10 protein-coding genes are annotated in these 22397 nt (G+C 66.4%); 8 read left to right on the top strand and 2 right to left on the bottom strand.

The annotated features are described in order from the left end of the window. Window positions 1-10: 10 nt before the first annotated feature. The gene (locus AB3X95_RS30125) at window positions 11-1612 is read right to left on the bottom strand and encodes a GMC family oxidoreductase (protein WP_368623263.1); all 1602 of its coding nucleotides are present in this window, start codon (window positions 1610-1612) and stop codon (window positions 11-13) included. An 80-nt stretch (window positions 1613-1692) separates the two neighbouring features. Then, window positions 1693-2319 (bottom strand): sugar dehydrogenase complex small subunit, encoded by a 627-nt coding sequence (locus AB3X95_RS30120; RefSeq protein ID WP_176123337.1) that lies wholly within the window; start codon window positions 2317-2319, stop codon window positions 1693-1695. Window positions 2320-2656: 337 nt separating this feature from the next. Between AB3X95_RS30120 and AB3X95_RS30115 the strand changes: the two genes are divergently transcribed. The 8 genes from AB3X95_RS30115 to treY all read left to right on the top strand — a co-directional run bounded on the left by AB3X95_RS30115 (window position 2657) and on the right by treY (window position 22364). Continuing rightward, window positions 2657-3319 (top strand): DUF1345 domain-containing protein, encoded by a 663-nt coding sequence (locus AB3X95_RS30115; RefSeq protein WP_176367579.1) that lies wholly within the window; start codon window positions 2657-2659, stop codon window positions 3317-3319. Between the two features lie 491 nt (window positions 3320-3810). Then, a complete protein-coding gene (locus tag AB3X95_RS30110) occupies window positions 3811-7263 on the top strand; it encodes a maltotransferase domain-containing protein (RefSeq protein WP_368623262.1) in 3453 nt (1150 codons plus the stop codon). Beyond that, complete coding sequence (gene treS, locus AB3X95_RS30105; RefSeq protein WP_176123340.1) at window positions 7260-10727, top strand: maltose alpha-D-glucosyltransferase; 3468 nt, start codon at window positions 7260-7262, stop codon at window positions 10725-10727. The genes AB3X95_RS30110 and treS overlap by 4 nt, the downstream gene beginning before the upstream one ends. Next, window positions 10720-12930, top strand: coding sequence for a 1,4-alpha-glucan branching protein GlgB (gene glgB, locus AB3X95_RS30100; RefSeq protein WP_184228079.1), 2211 nt, complete (start codon window positions 10720-10722; stop codon window positions 12928-12930). Before treS ends, glgB begins: the two co-directional genes overlap by 8 nt. A 115-nt stretch (window positions 12931-13045) precedes the next feature. Continuing rightward, the gene (glgX, locus tag AB3X95_RS30095) at window positions 13046-15259 is read left to right on the top strand and encodes a glycogen debranching protein GlgX (protein ID WP_368623261.1); all 2214 of its coding nucleotides are present in this window, start codon (window positions 13046-13048) and stop codon (window positions 15257-15259) included. Window positions 15260-15394: 135 nt separating this feature from the next. Next, window positions 15395-17299, top strand: a complete 1905-nt coding sequence (gene treZ, locus AB3X95_RS30090) for a malto-oligosyltrehalose trehalohydrolase (RefSeq protein WP_368623260.1) — start codon at window positions 15395-15397, stop codon at window positions 17297-17299. After that, on the top strand, window positions 17296-19500 hold the full coding sequence (gene malQ, locus AB3X95_RS30085; protein WP_368623259.1) for a 4-alpha-glucanotransferase: 2205 nt from the start codon (window positions 17296-17298) through the stop codon (window positions 19498-19500). Before treZ ends, malQ begins: the two co-directional genes overlap by 4 nt. Then, window positions 19497-22364, top strand: a complete 2868-nt coding sequence (treY, locus tag AB3X95_RS30080) for a malto-oligosyltrehalose synthase (protein WP_368623258.1) — start codon at window positions 19497-19499, stop codon at window positions 22362-22364. The genes malQ and treY overlap by 4 nt, the downstream gene beginning before the upstream one ends. Window positions 22365-22397: the final 33 nt, after the last annotated feature.

Below are 22397 nucleotides of genomic sequence, written 5' to 3'. Positions count from 1 at the left end.
CGGTCAGAGCTCAAATTTCGCGCTTCAGCTTGTCGGCCAGCTTCAGCGACAAGGCCGCGATCGTCAGCGTGCAGTTCACCGACGCGGCGGTAGGCATCACGCCGCTGCTTGCGATGAACAGGTTCGCATGATCGTGCGTGCGGCAGTCCGCGTCGACGACCGAACTCGCCGCATCGCTGCCCATGATCGTCGTGCCCATGATGTGATTGTTCGGCGCGAAGCTGTCGTCGAACGAGACTTCGGTGCCGCCGAATAGCGCCGCGATCTTCGCATACTGTTCGTGCGTATCGGCGGCGCTCTTCTTCACATAGTCGTTGATCGAGTAGTAGATCTCGGGCTGCGCAATGCCGAGCGCGTCCTTGTGATCCGCCGACGGCACGATGCGGTTCTGCGGCTCCGGCAGATGTTCGTGAAAGCTGTTGATGCTCAGCGTGCGTGCCGCGCGGTCGCGAATCTGCCGGTCGAGCTCGGCGCCGGTCAGGCCTTTTTTCAGCAGATCGGCGGTAACGCCCATGGTCGGCACGCCGTTCGACAGATGCAGCTTCTTCGACGCGTGGTCGGAGCGGAACGCGCCGTCGCGGAAGTTGACGATCGAGGTCATCTCCATCGGGCCGCGGCCGGGCCATAGCGGTTCGTTGGCGAGAAACGTGACGCCGGTGCCCGGATGATCCATCAGGTTGCGGCCAACCTGATCGGAGCTGTTGCCGACGCCGTGCGGGAATTTGTCCGAGGTCGACATCAGCATCAGCTTCGGCGTTTCGATGCCGTTCGCCGCGAGCACGAACAGCTTGCCGGTGACGCGTGTGCTATTGCCGTTCGGGTCCTTGTAGTGGACCGCGGTGATGAGCCCTTTATCGTCCGCTTCGATGCGATACACGACCGCTTCGGGAATCAGCTTCGCACCGGCCTGCTCGGCCTTCTCCGCATGGATCACGCCGTTGTACATCGCGGCGATCGGGCAGATCGGCATGCAGTTGTTGTTGCCGCAGCAGGTCGGCCGCGCATCGTACGGCCGGCTGTTGCGCGCAACCGGTTCGGGCACGACCTTGAAGCCCTGCGCGTTGAGCACGTCGCTGAAACGCTGATCCATGTACGACAGCGGCAACTGCTGCATCGGATAGGGCTTCGAGCGCGGCGAACCGAGATCGATCGAACTATCCGGACCGGACACGCCGAGCTGCACTTCGGCGGCCACGTACCACGGCTCGAGCGCTTCGTACGGATACGGCCAGTCGCGCCCGACGCCATACAGCTTGTGCAACTGGAAGTCCGACGGCAGCAGCCGCCACGCGGCGGCCGCCCAGTGCCACGTCGTGCCGCCGACGAGCCGCACGTATTGTGAGTTGTACGGATAATCGCCCTTCTGGATCAGGTAGTTGTTCGCGGGCGCGTATTCGGGATGCGGCGCGTAAGGCGTCGACGGATACGGCGTCGCGAAGTCGGACTTGGCCGGCGAATTGCGGAAGTTCTCGACGATCTGCCAGCGCGCAATGCGCGGCCCGGCTTCGAGCAGGATCACCGACGCGCCCGCCAGTGCCAGCTGGTGCGCAACCAGACTGCCGGCGACGCCCGAGCCGACCACGACGATATCGGCGGATTGTGTGTTTGCCATCGTTTCTCTCTCCGGTGCCCTGCCTGTTGCGGGCTTGGTTCGTGCGCTGCTGGCGTGGCCCGCTGGCGAGCCCGCGCGGCTCACGCGTGCAGCGGCTTCTGCGTCCAGTAGAACGGCACGTCGCGGCAATAGGAGGGAATCGTGAGCACGTCTTGCACAGGCGCGAACATCAGCGCCTTTTCATACGCGATCACCTGGACGTGCGGCATGTCGCCGACGAGTCCGAGATACCACGCGCGCATGATCGCGCCGACCGCTTTTGCGAGTGCGGGCTGGTCGGTCTGCAGCGCCTGCGTGACGGTATCGGACGGCACGCCGCCGTGGCCTTGCAGCCAGGTGTTCAGCGCGGCGACGTTCTGCGCGAACTGCTTATCGGCACGCGACAGCGCATCGTAGACACGCTGGCCGAGCACGGTGTCGAAACTGCTCCGGCCGGTGAGGTGTTGCGAAAGCGCGAGGAAGGCATCGAGTCCGCCGCCGGCTGGCGGCGTAGCGGCGAACGCGGGCGCGATCCACGACAGCGAACGGCTCGCGCCGGCGAACGCGAGCGCCGCGGCCGCCGCGCACGAACCGAGCACCCAGGCCCTGCGCGAAGCGGAAAACGACGGGGACAAACCGGTGAAACGCGTGGCACTGCGATAGGACTTCGCTCCTTGCCGATGCGTCATGTGGGGATGCGCATCGTTATCCTCAGGAACATCTGTCATGGGGGCTCCAGATGATGAGTCGTTCTCGACGAGCTGCACGGAGAAGGCATGATGCCGTTCGCGTGCCGCTTCGTTTGCTCTTCCCCAAACCTGGTCTGACGCCGCTTCAGCGGTCTCGAATCCGTGCGCGCGATTCACGCGCGCCGCATGTGTGGCGTTGTATGCATGAACGCAACGATTGCTGCCGTTTTCTGCCAATCGCCTTTCAACTGAAAGCGGCGCGCAAGGCCGCTGCGAAAGACTATAGCCTGTGACCCACCATTCGACAATCGGTCCTCGTTGCACGCGTAGAATCGGCGACACCGAGTGCCCTACACTTCGTCGTACATCTCGACTCATGTCCATCAACTACTATCCGCAAGTTCTTCGCAATCGGCCCCGCACGGTGATCGGCCTCGTGATCGGGATCGTCGTCGCGTTCCTCGTGCCCGATCATACGAGCCCGATGGCGCGCACACTGATCGGTTGGGACGCGGCCATCTGGAGCTACCTGCTGATGATCTGGGTGCACATGGCTCTCGCCGACGAGCACCGCGTGCGCGAACGCGCGATACGCGACGACGAAAACGCGGGCGTCGTGCTGGTCGTGATCTGCATCGCGACGATCGCAAGCATCGCCGCGATCGTGCTCGAACTGGCGACGGCGAAGGGCTCGGGCGGCGCAACGACCTTCTGGCACTACCTGCTGACCGGTCTGACGCTGATCGGCGCATGGTTTCTGATTCCGACGATCTTCACGCTGCACTACGCGCGCCTCTACTACGGCACCGACGCGAAAGAGACCGCGTTGAAATTTCCCGATCATCATTTACTGCCGAACTACTGGGACTTCCTGTACTACTCGTTCACGATCGCGGTCGCGTCGCAGACCTCCGACGTGGTGCTGCGTTCGCGCGAAATTCGTCGCGCGACACTCGCGCAATCGGTCCTGTCGTTCTACTTCAACGTCGCGGTGCTCGGCTTGTGCGTGAACATCGCGGCGGGGCTGCTGGGTTCGTGACTCGGCCATTGCGCGGCGCTCGGATGAATTTCATGCGAATGCCACGGGCGTGCCACACGGCTGCCACGTGAGCGTCACCCTGGCTGCGCGCGTCCGTCCGTGTAAATCCGACCCTCGTCGTCCCGTTTTACATGCCGCGCCATCCGCGGCGTGCGTAACAATGCCTGCTTAATCGCACGCGCTCCGTGCGGGCGCGCACCTTCGGCACCCGCCATCTCAACGTAACCTCCCCCTTTTTCCCGCTAGCGGGCCGCCGCGTTGGCACATGGTTTGCTCCCTTTCCGCGACGAGTGACGACCAGTCCCACCGGACCGGCGTCTGGCGCGAAAGCACCCGCGACTGGCCAGCGGGGTGACGATCTTTGCACTACATTGACCAGTACGTGCCCCCGCTGACGCATCGCGCGGTATCCGGCTCGGGAAGCCCAATGAGCGCTGTGATCGCATGCCCACTGCATCCACACCGCAGCAGGACAACTCTGGAAACGACCGATGGAACCTCCAAACGGGTACGCGCCGCGGATTTACTTTTTTCACTCTCTTCTCGTCGGGCCCCTCGATGCCTGGCCCGCGCAGTTCGCTCACGCGGCCGGGCTCGGCTTCGATCACGCGTTGATCGCCGGGCTGTTCGAGCCGGGCCAGGCGGGCCACGCTCAGGTGGTTGGCAATCACGCGCGGCTGCATCCGGTGTTCGAGGCACAGCATTCGGTGCCCGACGCCGTGCGCATGCTCGCCGATGCCGCGCGCCGCAATAATCTGACGCTCCTGATCGATCTGGTGATCGACCGCGTGGCCGCCGACGGCGTGCTGTACAGCGAACATTCGGACTGGTTTCACGCGCGCGAGTCCGAGCTCGCGCGGCTCGATCCGCGCCACGTGCATCGCGAAGACAACGTCGCCTACGCGAATTTCGACGACCCTGCGACGAGTGCCCCGCTGTGCGTCTGGTGGGCCCAGCAACTGCTCGCGCTCGCCGAGGCGGGGGTCGGCGGCTTCCGTTTCGATTCGCCGCATCGCGTGCCGGCTGCCGTATGGCGTCAGCTCGGCGATGAAGTGCGTGCGAAGCATCCGCACGTGCGCTTTCTCGCGGCCACGCCGGGCCTCGCGCGCGGCGATCTGCCCGGGCTCGAGGCAGCCGGCTTCGACAGCGCGTTTTCGTCGGTGCGCTGGTGGGACTTCCGTTCGAGCTGGATGGCCGAGGAGCATGCGGCGCTCGCGCGCGTCGGCGCGCCGATCGCCTTTCCCGAGGCGCCGTACGGCACGCGCCTCGCCGCCGAGTTGAGCGACGTGCACGATGCGGCGATCGTCGAGCGGGCGTATCGACGCGCGCTGTTCACGTCGGTTGCAGTGGGCAGCGGCTGGATGATGCCGATGGGCTTCGAATACGGCATCGCCGAACCGATGTCGCAAACGCGCGGCGACGCCGCGCAGTTCGCGCGCGCGGTGCAGTCGCGCCGCTTCGATCTGAGCGCCGCCGTCACTCAAGCGAACGACTTCGCGCGCAATACGCCGACGCTGCACGCCAACGGTGAATTGCGCCAATTGAGCGGACCCGGGGCATCGGCCGCGGTTCTGCTGCGCGCCGACGCGGCCGATCTGCGCGACGCCAGCGAAGCACTCCTGATCGCCGTGAATCCCGAACTCGGCGCGCCAGTGCGGGTCGATCCCGCGCGCTTCCTCGCGGGCGTGCCGGGCAGCTTTACGCGCTTCGTGCCGCTCGATGCACGCGGCCGAAACGAACCCGCGGCCCTCGCGCCGTTCGCGCTTGCGCCCGGCGCGGTGCGGCTGCTGCGTGCGTTCGCGGAACAGCCGATCTACCTCGCGCCGCCCATCGACAAGTCGAACAGCAAGCGCAGCGGCCACAAGACCGTGCTCGACGCGATCGAGGCGCCGCGCGTCGCGATCGAGAGCGTGTCGCCGTCGGTCGAAAACGGCCGCTTCGCGGCCAAGCGCAGCGTCGGCGAGCGCGCGGAGATTCGCGCGGCGATCTTCGCCGAAGGTCACGACAAGATCGCGGCCGCCGTGCTGTGGCGCGCGGCCGACGAAACCGCGTGGCACGAAGAACTGATGTCGCCCGCACCGCCGGCCGGTCTCGACTTGTGGAGCGCGCGCATTCCGCTCGAGCGGATCGGTCGCTACGAATTCACCGTGATCGCGTGGCGCGACGACTTTGCATCGCTGGTCGAGCACATCCAGAAGAAGCTGAAGGCGAATCAGACCGTCGAGATCGAACTCGACGAAGCCGCGCACCTGTTCGCGCTCGTGCTCGCCGAAGTCGAGACCGGCGAAGGCGCGGACAAGGAACAGCTCGAACACATCGTGCGCGACTTCCAGAAGGCCGACGCCGAACAGAAGCTCGCGCTGATTCTCGCGCCCGCCACCGCGGCAGCGATGACCGCCGCGCGCCACCGGCCGTTTCTGAGCCGCGATCAGGTCACCTACAAGATCGACGCGGAACGCACCGCCGCCTATTTCGCGAGCTGGTACGAAATCTTCCCGCGCTCGATGAGCGACGACGAATCGCGCCACGGCACGTTCGCGGACGTCACCGCGAAACTGCCGCGCATCCGCGACATGGGCTTCGACGTGCTGTACTTCCCGCCGATTCATCCGATCGGCCTCGCGAACCGCAAGGGCCGCAACAACACGCTGACCGCGCAGCCGGGCGATGTGGGCAGTCCGTATGCGATCGGCGCGGCCGAAGGCGGCCACACCGCCGTGCATCCGCAGCTTGGCACGCTCGACGATTTCAAGGCGATGCTCGCCGCCGCGCATGCGCACGGCCTCGAAATCGCGCTCGACTTCGCGATCCAGTGCTCGCCCGATCACCCGTGGCTGAAGGAGCATCCGACGTGGTTCGCGTGGCGCCCCGACGGCACGCTGCGCTACGCCGAGAATCCGCCGAAGAAGTATCAGGACATCGTCAACCCGGACTTCTACGCGCGCGATGCGAAGCCCGACCTGTGGCTCGCGTTGCGCGACGTGATCCTGTTCTGGGTCGACGCGGGTGTGCGCATTTTCCGCGTCGACAATCCGCACACCAAACCGCTGCCGTTCTGGGAATGGATGATCGCCGACGTGCGCGCGCGCCACCCTGATGTCATTTTCCTCGCGGAAGCGTTCACGCGGCCGCGCATGATGAACCGGCTCGGCAAGATCGGCTTCTCGCAGTCGTACACGTACTTCACGTGGCGCGAGTCGAAGCGCGACTTCACCGAGTACATGGTTGAGCTCACGCAGACCGGCGCGCGCGATTTCTACCGGCCGAACTTCTTCGTCAATACGCCGGACATCAACCCGCGCCATCTGCAATCGCAGGGACGCACGGGCTTTCTGATCCGCGCGTCGCTGGCCGCGACACTCGCCGGTCTGTGGGGCGTGTATAGCGGCTTCGAACTGTGCGAGGCCACCGCGCTGCCGAACAGCGAAGAGTACCTGGACTCCGAGAAGTATCAGTTGCGCGCGTGGGACTGGCACCGGCCCGGCAATATCGTCGGCGAGATCACCGCACTGAATCGCATCCGGCGCGCGAATCCGGCGCTGCAAACGCATCTCGGTCTCACGTTCCTCACCGCGCACAACGATCACATCCTGTTCTTCGAGAAAGCGACCGAGTCGCGCGACAACGTGATCGTCGTCGCGATCAATCTCGATCCGTTCAACGAGCAGGGCGCGGACATCGAGTTGTCGTGGGACACGTTCCAGCGCTGGCATCTGGACGACCACGCCGCGCTCGAAGTGATCGACCAGATGACCGGCGCACGCTTCGAATGGCACGGACGCTGGCAGCACGTGCGGCTCGGCTCGGGCCAACCGTTCTCGATCTGGCGCATCGCGCCGCTAGGCGGCCTGCCCGCCGATCGCCCGGAGGACAGCGACCACGAACACGACAGCACTCTTCACGCAGACGCTGTCACCCCAACCTGGATGGAAGGTGGAACATGAAGCGCGACGATCCAGCCCAATCCACGCACGAGGCGCAAACGGCCACGGCCGTCGGCACCGCGGCGAAGGTACGCACGCGCCGGCGCGGCAAGCCCGCGGCGCTCAGCGACGATCCGCTGTGGTACAAGGACGCGATCATCTACCAGGTGCACATCAAGTCGTTTTTCGATGCGAACAACGACGGCGTCGGCGATTTCCCCGGCCTGATCGCCAAGCTCGACTATATCGCCGAGCTCGGCGTCAACGCGATCTGGCTGCTGCCGTTCTATCCGTCGCCACGCCGTGACGACGGCTACGACATCGCCGACTACCGCAACGTGCATCCCGACTACGGTCAGCTCGCGGACGTGCGGCGCTTCATCCAGGAAGCGCACGCGCGCGGCATCCGCGTGATCACCGAGCTCGTCATCAATCACACGTCGGATCAGCATCCGTGGTTCCAGCGCGCACGGCGCGCGAAGGCCGGCTCGAACTATCGCAACTACTACGTGTGGTCCGATACCGATCAGAAGTACGCGGAGACGCGCATCATCTTCATCGACTCGGAACCGTCGAACTGGACCCACGATCCGGTTGCGGGCGCGTACTACTGGCACCGCTTCTACTCGCACCAGCCCGATCTGAACTTCGACAATCCGGCAGTGATGAGAGAGGTGCTGCAGGTGATGCGCTTCTGGCTCGACATGGGCATCGATGGGCTAAGGCTCGATGCGGTGCCGTACCTGGTCGAGCGTGAAGGCACCAACAACGAGAACCTGCCGGAAACGCACGAGATCCTGAAGCGGATTCGCGCGACCATCGACGCCGAGTATCCGAACCGGATGCTGCTCGCCGAGGCGAACCAGTGGCCCGAGGACGTGAAGGAGTACTTCGGCAACGAAGACGAATGCCATATGGCGTTCCACTTCCCGCTGATGCCGCGCATCTATATGTCGATCGCGAGCGAGGACCGCTTCCCGATCACCGACATCATGAAGCAGACGCCGGACCTCCCCGATTCGAACCAGTGGGCGATCTTCCTGCGCAATCACGACGAGCTGACGCTCGAAATGGTCACCGATTCCGAGCGCGACTATCTGTGGAACACCTATGCGAGCGATCGCCGCGCACGTTTGAATCTCGGCATTCGCCGCCGTCTCGCGCCGCTGATGGAGCGCGACCGCCGCCGCATCGAGCTGATCAACTCGCTGCTGCTGTCGATGCCCGGTACCCCCGTCATCTACTACGGCGACGAACTCGGCATGGGCGACAACATCCACCTCGGCGACCGCGACGGCGTGCGCACGCCGATGCAGTGGTCGTCGGATCGCAACGGCGGTTTCTCGCGCGCCGACCCCGAGCAACTGGTGCTGCCGCCCGTGATGGGTACGCTGTACGGCTTCGACGCGGTCAACGTCGAAGCGCAGAGCCGCGACCCGCATTCGCTGTTGAACTGGACGCGCCGCATGCTGGCGACGCGGCGCGCGAAGCAGACCTTTGGGCGCGGCACGATCCGCTTTCTGAAGCCGGAAAACCGCAAGATTCTCGCGTATCTGCGCGAGATGCCCGGCGAGGCGCCGATCCTGTGCGTCGCGAATCTGTCGCGCGCGCCGCAGGCGGTCGAGCTGGACCTGTCCGAATTCAACGGCTTCGTGCCGATCGAGATGACCGCCGATTCGGTGTTCCCCGCGATCGGCCAGCTGACCTATCTGCTGACGTTCCCGCCGTACGGCTTCCTGTGGTTCATGCTGTGCGAAGGCGGTGGGCGTCCGACGTGGGCGCAGGCGCATTCCGAGCCGCTGCCCGAGTTCGTCACGATCGTGATCCGCGAGGGGCAGACCGGGCCGACACCCGAAAACGTGCGGCTGCTCGAATCCGAAGTGCTGCCGTCGTGGCTGAGCCGGCGCCGCTGGTTCGCGTCGAAGGATCAGAAGATGCATGCGGTGCGGCTCGCCGCTCTGACCACGATTCCGAACGGCGGCTTCGCATTCACTGAAATCGAAGCGGACGTCGGCGATCACACCGAGCGCTACGTGGTGCCGATCGCGATCACGTGGGGCGGCGAAACCACCACGCCGCTATTCCTGCAACTCGCGTTGGCGCGCGTGCGGCGCGGCCGCAACGTCGGCCATCTGACCGACGCGTTCTCGCTGCCGATCTTCGCGCACAACGTGCTGCGCAAGATGCGCGAACACGCGGTCGTGCCGACCGTGCAGAAGAGCGAAATCAAGTTCCTGCCGACCGAGCGCTTCGCCGAACTCGACAATCTCGGCGAGCGGCCCGAGATTCGGTGGCTTGCGGCCGAGCAGAGCAACAGCTCGCTCATCATCGCCGATGCGGCGGTGCTGAAGCTGGTGCGGCGGCTCGTCAGCGGCATCCATCCGGAAGCGGAAATCAGCCGCTATCTGACGCAGCTCGGTTATGCGAACACCGCGCCGCTGTATGGCGAAGTGGTGCGCGTCGATCCCGAGGGCGTGCCGCATACGCTCGCGATCCTGCAGGGCTTTATCGACAATCAGGGCGATGCGTGGAACTGGTCGCTCGATTATCTGCGCCGCTCGGTCGACGAACTCGCGATCGCGGTCGACACCGAAACGCAGACCGCACCCGACCGCACGAACGAGTCGATTCTGCTGGACGGCTACGGCGAACTCGCGGGCATCATCGGCCGACGGCTCGGCGAGCTGCACGTCGCGCTCGCCACGCCGAGCGACGACCCCGCGTTCGCGCCGGAACATGCCAACGCCGAGCAGGTGAGAGCATGGGTCGACGCAACGCAGACGATGCTCGCGAGCGCGCTCGATCTGCTCGCGCCGCGCATCGCGGAGATGAGCGACGCGGACACGAAGGGGCTCGCGCAAAGTCTGATCGATCGGCGCGCCGCGCTGGTCAAGGCGGTCGACAATCTCGTGCCGGGCGACGCGGGGGCGTTGCGCATCCGCATCCACGGCGACTTCCATCTCGGTCAGGTATTGGTCGCGCACGGCGACGCGTATCTGATCGACTTCGAGGGCGAGCCCGCGCGTTCGCTCGAGGAGCGTCGCCAGAAATCGAGCCCGTTGCGTGACGTGGCCGGTCTGATGCGCTCGCTGTCGTATGCGAGCGCGGCCGCGCAATCGACCACCGAAAGCGCGCCGCAACAGACCGCCGATCGCAAGCGTGCTCTGTTCGAGCGCTTCCGCTCCCACGCGACCGCGGCGTTCCTCGCCGAATACCGGGCGGCCGCCGCGCAGTCGTCGGAACCGCTCGTCGCGCCCGAATCCGAAGAGGCGCTGCTCGATCTGTTCCTGATCGAGAAGGCCGCTTACGAGATTCGCTACGAGGCGGCCAACCGGCCGACGTGGCTCGGCTTACCGGTGCGCGGCCTCGCCGCGCTCACGAGCCGTCTGCTCGGCGACACCGGCGCACCGCCGCATTACGATCCATCAACCCGGGTGTCCGGCTCCGCTACGCCGCCCAACCCGGCCGAGGGCGACTATGAGTGAGCATGATCCGGCCGCAGGCCTTCAACCCGTCGATATCGACGCGCTCGTCGAAGCGCGCCACCCCGATCCGTTTTCGCAGCTGGGGCTGCATCAGACGGACGCGGGTCCGATCGTGCGCGCGCTGCTGCCGAATGCCGCGCACGTCACCGTGATTTCGCGCGCCGATGGCGCGACGCTCGGCGAGCTCGAGCAATTGCGGCCTGGCCTGTTCGCGGGCCGCATCACGTCGGCGATGCCGTATCGCTTGCGCATCGACTGGCATGGCGTCGTGCAGGAAGTGGAGGATACCTATTCGTTCGGTCCGGTGCTCGGCGACGAGCCGCTCCAACGTCTCGCACACGGCGATCCGTACGCGGTGCTCGAATGTCTGGGCGCGCGGCCAGTCGACATCGACGGCGTGCCGGGCGTGCGTTTTGCCGTGTGGGCGCCGAATGCGCGGCGCGTGTCGGTGGTCGGCGACTTCAACGCGTGGGACGGCCGCCGTCATCCGATGCGGCTGCGTCACGAGGCGGGTGTGTGGGAGCTGTTCGTGCCGCGCGTCGGCGCCGGCACGCGCTACAAGTACGAGCTGCTGTCGCGCGACGGCCATCCGCTGCCTTTGAAGGCCGATCCGTGCGCGATGCAGACGGAAAAGCCGCCGGGCACCGCGTCGATCGTCGCGCACGTCGACGAGATCGAGCAGTTTCCCTGGACCGATCACGAGTGGATCCAGTCGCGCGCCGGCAAGCAGACCGCGCGCACGCCGATCGCGATCTATGAAGTGCACGCGGAGTCGTGGCTGCGCATCGCCGAGGAAGGCCAGCGCGGTCTCGTCTGGGAAGAGCTCGCCGAGCGGCTGATTCCGTACGCGAAGAGCATGGGCTTCACGCACATCGAATTTCTGCCGATCGCCGAGCATCCGTTCGGCGGCTCGTGGGGCTACCAGCCGCTCGGACAGTTCGCGCCGTCCGCGCGCTTCGGCAAGCCCGAGCAGTTCGCGCGTTTCGTCGATCGCGCGCACGAAGCGGGGCTCGGCGTGATTCTCGACTGGGTGCCCGCGCATTTCCCGAACGACGCGCATGGCCTGATCGATTTCGACGGCACCCCGCTCTACGAACATGCCGACCCGCGCGAGGGCTATCACCAGGACTGGAACACGATGATCTACAACCTCGGCCGCAACGAGGTCAGCGCGTTCCTGATCGCGTCGGGGCTCGCGTGGCTGCAGCGCTATCACGTCGACGGCCTGCGCGTGGATGCGGTCGCGTCGATGCTGTATCGCGACTACTCGCGCGCGGCCGGCGAGTGGGTGCCGAACATCTATGGCGGCCGCGAGAATCTCGAATCGATCGCGTTCCTGAAGCGCTTGAATCATGAAGTCCGCTATGTGCCGGGCGCACCCGGCGCGATCACGGTCGCCGAGGAATCGACCGCATGGCCGGGCGTCACCGCGCGCGTCGCGGATGGCGGTCTCGGCTTCGACTTCAAGTGGAACATGGGCTGGATGCACGACACGCTGCACTACATGCACGAAGACCCGGTGTATCGCCAGTATCACCACCACAACATGACGTTCGGCATGGTGTACGCGTATTCCGAGCGCTTCGTGCTGCCGCTGTCGCATGACGAGGTGGTGCACGGCAAGGGCTCGCTGCTCGGCAAGATGCCCGGCGACCGCTGGCAGCGTTTCGCGAATCTGCGCGCGTATTTCGGTTTCATGTGGACGCACCCGGGCAAGAAGCTGATGTTCATGGGCGGCGAATTCGGCCAGATGGCGGAGTTCGACCATGACGGCTCGCCGCATTGGCATCTTCTCGACGATCCGGCCCACCACGGCGTGCAGTTGCTGGTGCGCGACCTGAACCATCTGTATCGCAACGAGCCGGGGCTGCATCTACTCGACAGCGAACCGGGCGGCTTCGAATGGTTGATCGGCGACGACAGCGCCAACAGCGTGTTCGCCTATCGGCGCACCGACGGCGCGGGCCAGGAGTTCGTCGTGGTGTGCAACATGACGCCGGTGCCGCGACTCGGCTATCGGCTCGGCATGCCGCGCGGCGGGCGCTGGGTGGAAGTCCTCAATACCGATGCGGCCGTATACGGCGGCTCGAACATCGGCAACGGCGGGCTGATCCATTCCGACCAGCTATCGAGCCACGGCAGGCCGCATTCGGCCGCGCTGACTTTGCCGCCACTCGCAACGATCGTCTTGCGCGCGGACTAACGAAACGTGCCGCAGCACAGGCGCGCGGCGCGAAGGCAAGCGCCGCGCCCCCGTTGCATGAAGACTCGGACAGACCCGGGCTCTAGCTCGACAATCAGAACAGGAAAGGGAAAACATGTCGCATGCGTTGCCCGACCGGTTGCTGCCCGGCTCACCGTATCCGCTCGGCGCGAGCTGGGACGGGCTGGGTGTCAACTTCGCGGTGTTCTCGGCCAATGCGCAAAAAATCGAGCTGTGCCTGTTCGATTCCACTGGACGCAAGGAGATCCGCCGCTTCGCCATGCCCGAATGCACTGACGAGATTTGGCACGGCTATCTGCCGAACGCGCATCCTGGCACCGCGTACGGCTTTCGCGCGCACGGGCCGTATCAGCCGCATTTCGGGCATCGCTTCAATCCGCACAAGCTGCTGCTCGACCCGTATGCGCGCAAGCTCGTCGGGCAGTTTCGCTGGTCCGACGCGCTGTTCGGCTATCGCGTGCATTCGAATCGCGCGGACCTTTCGATCGACCGGCGCGATTCCGCGCCCGCGATGCCCAAGTGCGTTGTCGTCGACGAGGCGTTCGACTCGTCGCACGACCGGCGTCCCGACGTGCCGTGGGGCGAAACCGTGATCTACGAAACGCACTTGCGCGGAGCGTCGATGCTGCGCTCCGACCTGCGCCAGCATGAACGCGGCACGTTCGCGGCGCTCGCGGCGCCCGAGTTCATCGAGCATCTGCTGAAGCTTGGCGTGACCGCGGTCGAGCTGCTGCCCGTGCACGCGTTTCTGAACGACCGCTTCCTCGTGGAGCGCGGCCTGCGCAACTACTGGGGCTACAACACGGCCGCGTTCTTCGCGCCGGAGCCGACCTACCTGAGCACGCACCGGCTCGACGAAATGCGCATCGCCGTGCGGCAACTTCACGCGGCCGGCATCGAGGTGATTCTCGACGTGGTCTACAACCACACCTGCGAAAGCAACGAGATGGGCCCGACCGTCTCATGGCGCGGCCTCGACAACGCCAGCTACTACCGGCTGATCCCCGGCGACGAGCGTCACCATATCAACGACACCGGCTGCGGCAATACGGTCAATCTGCCCCATCCGCGCGTGATGCAGATGGTGATGGATTCGCTGCGCTACTGGTCGACCGCGTTCAACATCGACGGCTTCCGTTTCGATCTCGGCGTGACGCTCGGGCGCGAAAGCCACGGCTTCGACCCGGGTTCGGGCCTGTTCGACGCGTTGCGCCAGGACCCGGTGCTGTCGCAACGCAAGCTGATTTCCGAGCCCTGGGATCTCGGCCCTGGCGGCTATCAGCTAGGCAATCATCCGCCGGGTTTCAGCGAATGGAACGACCGTTTCCGTGACACGGTGCGACGGTTCTGGCGCGGCGACGCCGGCCTGCGGCCCGACCTCGCCGCGCGCCTGACCGGTTCGGCCGATCTGTTCAACCGGCGGCATCGCAAGCCTTGGGCATCGCTCAACTTCGTCACGTCGCATGACGGCTTCACGTTGGCCGATGTCACCGCGTACGAGCAGAAGCACAACGAAGCCAACCAGGAAGACAACAACGACGGCCACAACGAGAATTGCAGCCGCAACTGGGGTGTCGAAGGCGCGACCGACGACCCCGCGATTCTCGCCACGCGCCGCCGCGTGTCGCGCTCGCTGATCGCGACACTGATGATCGCGCTCGGCACCCCGATGGTGCTCGCCGGCGACGAAGCGCTGCGCACCCAGCGCGGCAACAACAATGCTTACTGTCAGGATAACGACCTATCCTGGATCGACTGGGACCTTGCGGATTCGCCGGAAGGCCGGCGCATGACCGAGTTCGTCGCGCGCGTGATCGGCTTGCGCAAGCGCCACCCGCTGTTGCGTGAAACGCGCTTTCTGTTCGGCGACCGTGAGGTGCTGCCCGGCCTGTTCGACGTCGGCTGGTTCGACGAACACGGCGATCCGCTGACGATCGAAGCGTGGCAGGACCCGGAGGGCCGTGCGTTCACATTGCGTCGCGCGGGACCGGGCCTGAATGGCGAAACCGAAGTATTGTTATTGATGCTCAACGCTCACGACGAACCGCTGCAGTTCTCGCCTCCCGCGCCGCACCTGGAATGGCATGTGCTGCTGGACACCGCCGATCCGGACCGCGCGCCGCAGCGGCTAGCGACGGCCGAACTCGAGGTCGGCGCACACGGCCTCGTGATACTCGCCGCGCAGCCGACCGGCGAAGCGGATTGGCAAGCCGGCTGGGTGGCCGGCGCGCAGCACGGGCCGCGGTTGTTGACCGCGCTGCCGCCCGACCCCGGCGCGCAGCCACCAAACGACGATGGTTCGCAATGAACGATGCACTGCGGCGACATAGTTTGAGCGTGGACAAATCGCAACGCAGCCGAGGTGGCAAGAATGTTGCAACGCAATGCTTGCGTCGCGTCACCTTGCTATCCAGGCGCGTTTGCAGAGTCGAATGGTGAAGACATGTCCGATAGTCCGATTGATCCTCACACGCATCATCACGCGCACTGCCTGCCGTTCAGCGCGCAGTTGATCGGCGCGAGCGGCACGCGACCGCGCACGCGGTTCCGTTTTTGGGCACCGTCGTGCAACAGCGTGCAGGTGGTCATCGAAAGCGGCCACGCGCAAGGTACGCACGACATGGCGCCGACCGGCAACGGCTGGTTCGAGGCCACCGTGGAGGCCGGTGCGGGCACGCTGTATCGGTTCCAGCTCGACGGCAAGCAGACAGTGCCCGATCCGGCCTCGCGATTCCAGCCGCGGGACGTGCATGGCCCGAGCGAGGTCATCGATCCGCGCGCGTACCACTGGGAACACACCGAATGGCACGGCCGGCCCTGGGAAGAAACGGTACTGTACGAATTGCACGTCGGTGCAATGGGCGGCTATGCGGGCGTGCAAAAACGCCTGCCGGAGTTCGCCGCGCTCGGCGTCACCGCAATCGAACTGATGCCGTTGAACGACTTTCCCGGCGGTCGCAACTGGGGTTACGACGGCGTGCTGCCGTACGCGCCCGATTCCGCCTACGGCCGTCCCGAAGAACTGAAGGCACTGATCGACGCCGCGCATGGTGTCGGCCTGATGGTGTTTCTCGATGTCGTCTACAACCACTTCGGACCGGACGGCAACTATCTGCATACGTACGCAGAGCCGTTTTTCCGCGCGGGAGTGAACACGCCATGGGGCCCCGCGATCGACTTCGAGCGCAGCGAAGTCAGCGACTTCTTTACCGACAACGCGGTCTACTGGATCAACGAGTACCGCTTCGACGGACTGCGCTTCGACGCGGTGCATGCGATCGACAACCCCGCGTGGCTGCGCGAGCTGTCGGACCATATCCGCGCGCGCGTGCAGCATGGCCGCCACGTGCATCTGGTGCTCGAAAACGAGCACAACAGCGCGAGCCTGCTCGACGCGCATTTCGACGCGCAATGGAACGACGACGCGCACAACACGCTGCACGTGCTGCTGACCGGCGAAACCGAAGGCTATTACCACGCGTATGCGAGCGAACCGATTCGCCGGCTCGCGCGCGTGCTGTCCGAAGGCTTCGCGTATCAGGGCGAGCCGTCGCCGCTGCACGATGGTGCGCCGCGTGGCGAAGCGAGCGCGCATCTGCCGCCCACGTCGTTCGTGATGTTTTTGCAGAACCACGATCAGGTCGGCAACCGTGCGTTCGGCGAACGTCTGCGCAAGCTGACTTCGGACGACGCGCTGCGCGCCGCGACCGCGTTGCTGTTGCTGTCGCCGCAGATTCCGCTGCTGTTCATGGACGAAGAATACGGCTCGACGCAACCGTTCCTGTTTTTCACCGATTACACCGGCGCTCTCGCCGATGCCGTGCGCGAAGGGCGACGCCGTGAATTCGCGCGCTTCGCCGCGTTCAGCGACGAGAAAAGCCGCGCGCAGATTCCCGATCCGAACGATGCCCAGACCTTCGCCGCGTCGTCGCCACCCGCGCCCGATGCGAAGCCGACACCGGATCGGCTCGACTGGATGCACTACTACAAGTCCGCGCTCGCGGTGCGCGCGAAGCTGATCACGCCGCGCCTGAAACATACGAAGGCGTGCGGCGCGACCGTGCTGCGCGACGCGGGTGGCGGCGACGCGAACGCGCTGGTCGCGCGTTGGAAACTCGGTGATGGCGAGACGCTGTCGATCGCGCTGAATCTGTCGCAACAGAACGTCGCATTCGACGACATCCCCGCCGGCAAGATCGTTTTCGAGACGCCGCCACGCGCGCGCGAGCAGGCCGACGCGCGGGTATTGCCCGCTGATGCGTGCATCGCATGGCTGACCGGCGACATCAACGAATTCGCGAGCCGCCATGACGCGCGCATCGCGTCGCACGAGGAGCAGCGCGCGTGACGACCCGACGCCCCAACGACCGGCTCGCCGCGCTCGCCACCCGCGCAGGCTTCGAGGTGGAGTGGCAGGACGCGCACCACAACACGCAGCACGTGCCCGAGAAGACACTTGGCACGCTGCTCGAACGCATGGGTCTGCCGTGCGGCAATGCCACCGATATCCGCCACAGCGCCGCTGCCCTGGAGGCCGAACTATCGGGCCGCAGGCTGCCGCCGCTGATGACCGCGGTGATCGGGCGTGGCATCGCGCTGCCGGCGGCCGCGGTCAAGTCGGGCAGCCATTACCGGATCGAGCTGGAGAGCGGCGCGATCATCGACGGCCGCTTCACCGCGCCGAAAGGCGAGGAAGCGCTGCTCGCGCCGATCGACGAAGCCGGCTATCACACGCTCGTGATCAACGACCAGCGCATGACGCTCGCGGTCGCGCCGCCGCGCTGCTACACCGTCGCCGACGCATGGCGCACGCTGCACGGCGGCGATGGCGATGGCGAACGCAAAGGCGTGCCGCCCATGCCGCCCCTGTGGGGCATCGCCGCGCAGCTCTATGGCTTGCGTCGCGTCGGCGATGGCGGCATCGGCGATTACACGGCGCTCGCGCAGCTTGCACGGCACGGCGCGCAGCGCGGCGCGCACGCGCTCGCCGTCAGTCCGACCCACGCAATGTTCAGCGCACAGCCCGAGCGCTTCAGCCCGTACGCACCGTCGTCGCGTTTGTGGCTCAACGTCACACATATCGATCCGGCGGCGGTGTTCGGCGCCCACGCGTGCGCATCGGCATCGGCGCAGGCCGGCAACGCATCGTCGAAATTAGAAGACCTACCGCTGATCGACTGGCCGCACGCGACAGCGTTGAAACTCACGATATTGCGCGCGCTGTACGAGCAGTTCAACGCGAACGAGCGCCCGCAGCACTCGCCGCGAGCACTCGAATTTCACGGCTTCTGCGAACGCGCGGGGCGCGCGCTCGAAGATCACGCGCGCTTCGAAGCGCTGCAAGCCGCGCAACTCGCGCAAGGCGGCGACGGCCATTGGCGCAATTGGCCCGACGCGTTGCGCGACCCGCGCAGCCCCGAAGTCGACGCGTTCGCTGCCGCGCATCGCAACGAGGTCGATTTTCATCTGTTCCTGCAGTGGCTGGCATCGCGCGGCCTGTTGCACGCGCAGCAGACCGCGCGCGAAGCCGGCATGGCGGTCGGCCTGATCGCCGATCTCGCGGTGGGTTGCGACAGCGCAGGCAGTCATGCATGGTCCTACCCCGACGACATGCTGCAGGGCGTGTCGGTCGGCGCGCCACCCGATCTGTTCAACCAGGCCGGCCAGTCGTGGGGACTCACCACCTTTTCGCCGCGCGCGATGCGCACGCAAGGCTTCGCCGCGTTCATCGACATGCTGCGCGCGGCGTTCGCGCATGCCGGCGGCATCCGCATCGATCACATTCTCGGCTTGCGGCGTCTGTGGCTCGTGCCCGAAGGCGAAAGCGCGCGCAACGGCGCGTATCTGCGCTATCCGCTCGAAGACCTGCTGCGGCTGATCGCGCTCGAATCGTGGCGGCATCGCGCGATCGTGATCGGCGAGGATCTCGGCACCGTGCCGTCCGGTTTTCGCGAGCGGCTCGACGAGCACGGCATCGAAGGGATTCGCGTGCTGTGGTTCGAAGCCGCGCCCGACGGCCACGGCTTCAAGGCGCCGGCCGAGTGGGACCGCTATGCGGTCGCCACCACGACCACGCACGATCTGCCAACAGTCGCCGGCTGGTGGCGCGGCAGCGACATCATGTGGCGCAACCGCATCGGCCAGACGATGGCGCGCGCCGACGGCCGCGACCCCGAAGACGCGGCGCTCGAAGAGCGCGCGCAGCAGCGCGCCGACTTGTGGCGCGCGTTCCAGCGAGCGGGCGTGGCCGCACCCGGCGTCGCGCCGCCCGACGCCGACAACCCGCCGGTCGACGAAGCGCTCGCATTCGTCGCCGCGACGCCCGGGCCGCTCGTCACGTTCCCGCTCGAAGACCTGCTCGCGCTTGCCGAGCAGCCGAATCTGCCGGGCTCGATCGACGAACATCCGAACTGGCGCCGCCGCATGGCGCTGCCCATCGACGCGATGTTCGACGACCCCGTCTTCACCGACCGACTGCTGGCCGTCGACGGCGCTCGCCGCGCCGCCGCGCCTTCACCGAACACTTCCGCGGAGCCCGACACGCCATGACCGTCCCACGCTCCACACTGCGCCTCCAGTTCCATCGGGGCTTCACGTTCGACGACGCCGTGCGCCACGTCGAATACTTCGCCGCGCTCGGCATCAGCCATCTGTACGCGTCGCCGATCACGACGGCCGAGCCCGGCTCGATGCACGGCTACGACACCGTCGACTACACCCAGGTCAGCGCCGAATACGGCGGCGAGGCGGGCTTGAAGCGCCTCGTCGACAAGCTGCGCGCGCACGGCATGGGGCTCATCGTCGACATCGTGCCGAATCATATGGGCGTCGGCGGTTCGAGCAACGCGTGGTGGCTCGATATCCTCGAATGGGGCCGCCACAGCGCGTTTGCGCGTCATTTCGACGTCGACTGGCATTCGCCCGATCCCGCGCTGCGCGGCAAGGTGCTGCTGCCGACGCTCGGGGCGTCGTACGGCGATGAACTGGTGGCGGGCCGCATCGCGCTGCATTTCGCCGCCGACAGCGGTCGCTTTTATATCGGCTACGGCCCGCACGTGTTCCCGGTCTGCCCGGTCGATTACGCGGCGATCCTGCAAGGCGCCGACCGCGCCGATCTGAGCGCGCTCGCCAATCGCTTTCACGGACTCACGACGCAGCCCGCCGATCAGCCGCGCGCCGCCGAGGCGCGTGACGCGCTGCGCGAGTTCGTCGCGCGCGAGGGCGCGTCGGCGATCGAGTTCGTGCTGGAGACTTACGCGCCGCAAGATCCGGTCACGCGCGACCGGCTGCATCGGCTGATCGAGCGGCAGCATTTCCGGCTCGCGTGGTGGCGCACCGCCTCCGACGAAGTGAACTGGCGGCGCTTCTTCGACATTTCGACGCTCGCCGCCGTGCGCGTCGAGCGGCCCGAGGTGTTCGAGGCGGTGCATGCACTGATCTTTCGCCTCTACCGCGAAGGGCTCATCGACGGCTTGCGGATCGATCATATCGACGGGCTCGCCGAGCCGCGCGAATACTGCCAGCGTTTGCGCCAGCGGCTCAGCGAGTTGCGCGACACCGCGCCGTACGTGGTGGTCGAAAAAATTCTCGGCCGCGGCGAGCCGTTGCGCGACGACTGGCCCGTCGACGGTACGACCGGCTACGACTTCATGCGCGACGTCGGCGCGCTGCTGCACGATCCGGCCGGCGCCGAGCCGCTCGCCAACACGTGGGCCGAACTGACCGGCCGCAGCGCGCGCTTCGCCGATGAAGCGCACGCTGCACGGCGCAAGATTCTCGCGGAAAACTTCTCGGCGGAACTGGACCGCGCGGCGCGCGCGCTGCATCGGATCGCACGCGATTCGCTGAGCACGCGCGACTTCACGTACCCGGCGCTGCGCCGCGTGCTGACCGAACTGGTCGTGCATTTCCCCGTGTACCGCATGTATCCGCTGGGTGGACTGCGCAGCGCCGCCGACAACGTCTATTTCGAGCAGGCGCTCGCAGGCGCGCGCGCTTCGCTGCCGCGCTCGGACGACGCGGCGCTCGAGCGCGTGAATGCATGGCTCGGCGGCAGCGCGGAAGAGGCGCCGCCCGCGCGGCCCGGCGCGCAGTCGCAGCAGCAGGCGCAAGGCGGCGGCGCGCCGCCGCATGCGGGATCGTCCCGGCGCAGCGCGCAAACGCTGTTTTCGCAGCTGACCGCGCCGCTCGCTGCGAAGGCGATCGAAGACACCGCCTGCTATCGCTATGGCCGTCTGCTGTCGCGCAACGAAGTCGGCTCGGACCCGGGCGAGTTCGCGCTGTCGGTCGAGCAGTTTCACGCGGGCAATCTCGAGCGCGCGCAACGTTTTCCGCATGCGATGCTGGCGACCGCCACGCACGATCACAAGCGCGGTGAAGACGTGCGCGCGCGGCTCGCGGTGTTGAGTGAGATCGCCGACGAATGGGGCGCGACGCTGCGTGCGTGGTCGACGTTGAACGCGCCGCAGCGTCGCGCGCTCGACGGCACGCCGATCAGCAGCGTGAGCCAGGACAAGAGCGACGCATGGGCTCCCGGCCCCGCCGCCGAGGATATGCTGTACCAGACGCTGGTGGGTTGTTGGCCGCCCGATCTGCGTGCCGACGACGAAGCCGGCGTCAAGGAGCTGGCCGAACGCGTCGCGCAATGGCAGTTGAAGGAGCTGCGCGAGGCGAAGCTGCAAACCAGCTGGCTCGCCCCCGACGAAGCCTACGAAGCCGGCTGCCGCGAGTTCCTGTTCGGCATCCTCGCGCCGCAGCGGCGCGACGCCTTTCTAAAGGAGCTGTCGGCGTTCGTCGAGCGGATTGGCCGCGCGGGCGCGCTCAACAGTCTGCAGCAGACGGTGCTGCGTCTTGCGTCACCCGGAATCCCCGATCTTTACCAAGGCACCGAGCTGTGGGACTTCAGCCTCGTCGATCCGGACAATCGGCGGCCCGTGGATTTCGCGAAACGCGAGGCGTGGCTGCCCCAAGCGCAAACGCCGCCGTCGGAATTCCTCGCGGACTGGCGCGACGGACGCGTGAAGCTCGCGGTGATCCAACGCGTGCTGGCGCTGCGCACGCATCTGCCGGAGTTGCTGAGTCAGGGCACGTATCTGCCGCTCACGGTGCGCGGCGCGCATGCGTCGAATGTGATCGCGTTTGCACGGCGCCACGGCAATGCGTGGGCCGTAGTGATCGCCAGCCGGTTGGCTGCGGGCTTGCTTGGCGACGATGCCGATCTGCCGCTCGTCGAATCCGCGCAATGGGCGGATACGGCCGTCGAAATGCCGCCCGATCTGTCGGCGCGCGCGCTGTTCGACTGGCTGAGCCCCGCCGCGCCGAAAGTCGACGATCACGCGCTGCTGTATCTGCGCGACGCGCTCGCCGCGATGCCGGTCGCGGTGCTGGTGGAGGATGGGGTGCCTCGAAGCTGAGGCGGATGAACAGGGTGGAGGCTTCGGGTCCGC

The sequence above is a fragment of the Paraburkholderia sp. BR13444 genome (assembly GCF_040948755.1).
Taxonomy (GTDB): domain Bacteria; phylum Pseudomonadota; class Gammaproteobacteria; order Burkholderiales; family Burkholderiaceae; genus Paraburkholderia; species Paraburkholderia youngii.
This window is presented reverse-complemented; position numbering and strand designations above follow the sequence as displayed.

Coding starts and splice junctions, on each gene's coding strand:
- treY (WP_368623258.1), top strand. CDS start 19,497: ATGACCGTCCCACGCTCCACACTGCGCCTCCAGTTCCATCGGGGCTTC.
- glgX (WP_368623261.1), top strand. CDS start 13,046: ATGTCGCATGCGTTGCCCGACCGGTTGCTGCCCGGCTCACCGTATCCG.
- AB3X95_RS30125 (WP_368623263.1), bottom strand. CDS start 1,612: ATGGCAAACACACAATCCGCCGATATCGTCGTGGTCGGCTCGGGCGTC.
- treS (WP_176123340.1), top strand. CDS start 7,260: ATGAAGCGCGACGATCCAGCCCAATCCACGCACGAGGCGCAAACGGCC.
- AB3X95_RS30110 (WP_368623262.1), top strand. CDS start 3,811: ATGGAACCTCCAAACGGGTACGCGCCGCGGATTTACTTTTTTCACTCT.
- AB3X95_RS30120 (WP_176123337.1), bottom strand. CDS start 2,319: ATGACAGATGTTCCTGAGGATAACGATGCGCATCCCCACATGACGCAT.
- glgB (WP_184228079.1), top strand. CDS start 10,720: ATGAGTGAGCATGATCCGGCCGCAGGCCTTCAACCCGTCGATATCGAC.
- AB3X95_RS30115 (WP_176367579.1), top strand. CDS start 2,657: ATGTCCATCAACTACTATCCGCAAGTTCTTCGCAATCGGCCCCGCACG.
- treZ (WP_368623260.1), top strand. CDS start 15,395: ATGTCCGATAGTCCGATTGATCCTCACACGCATCATCACGCGCACTGC.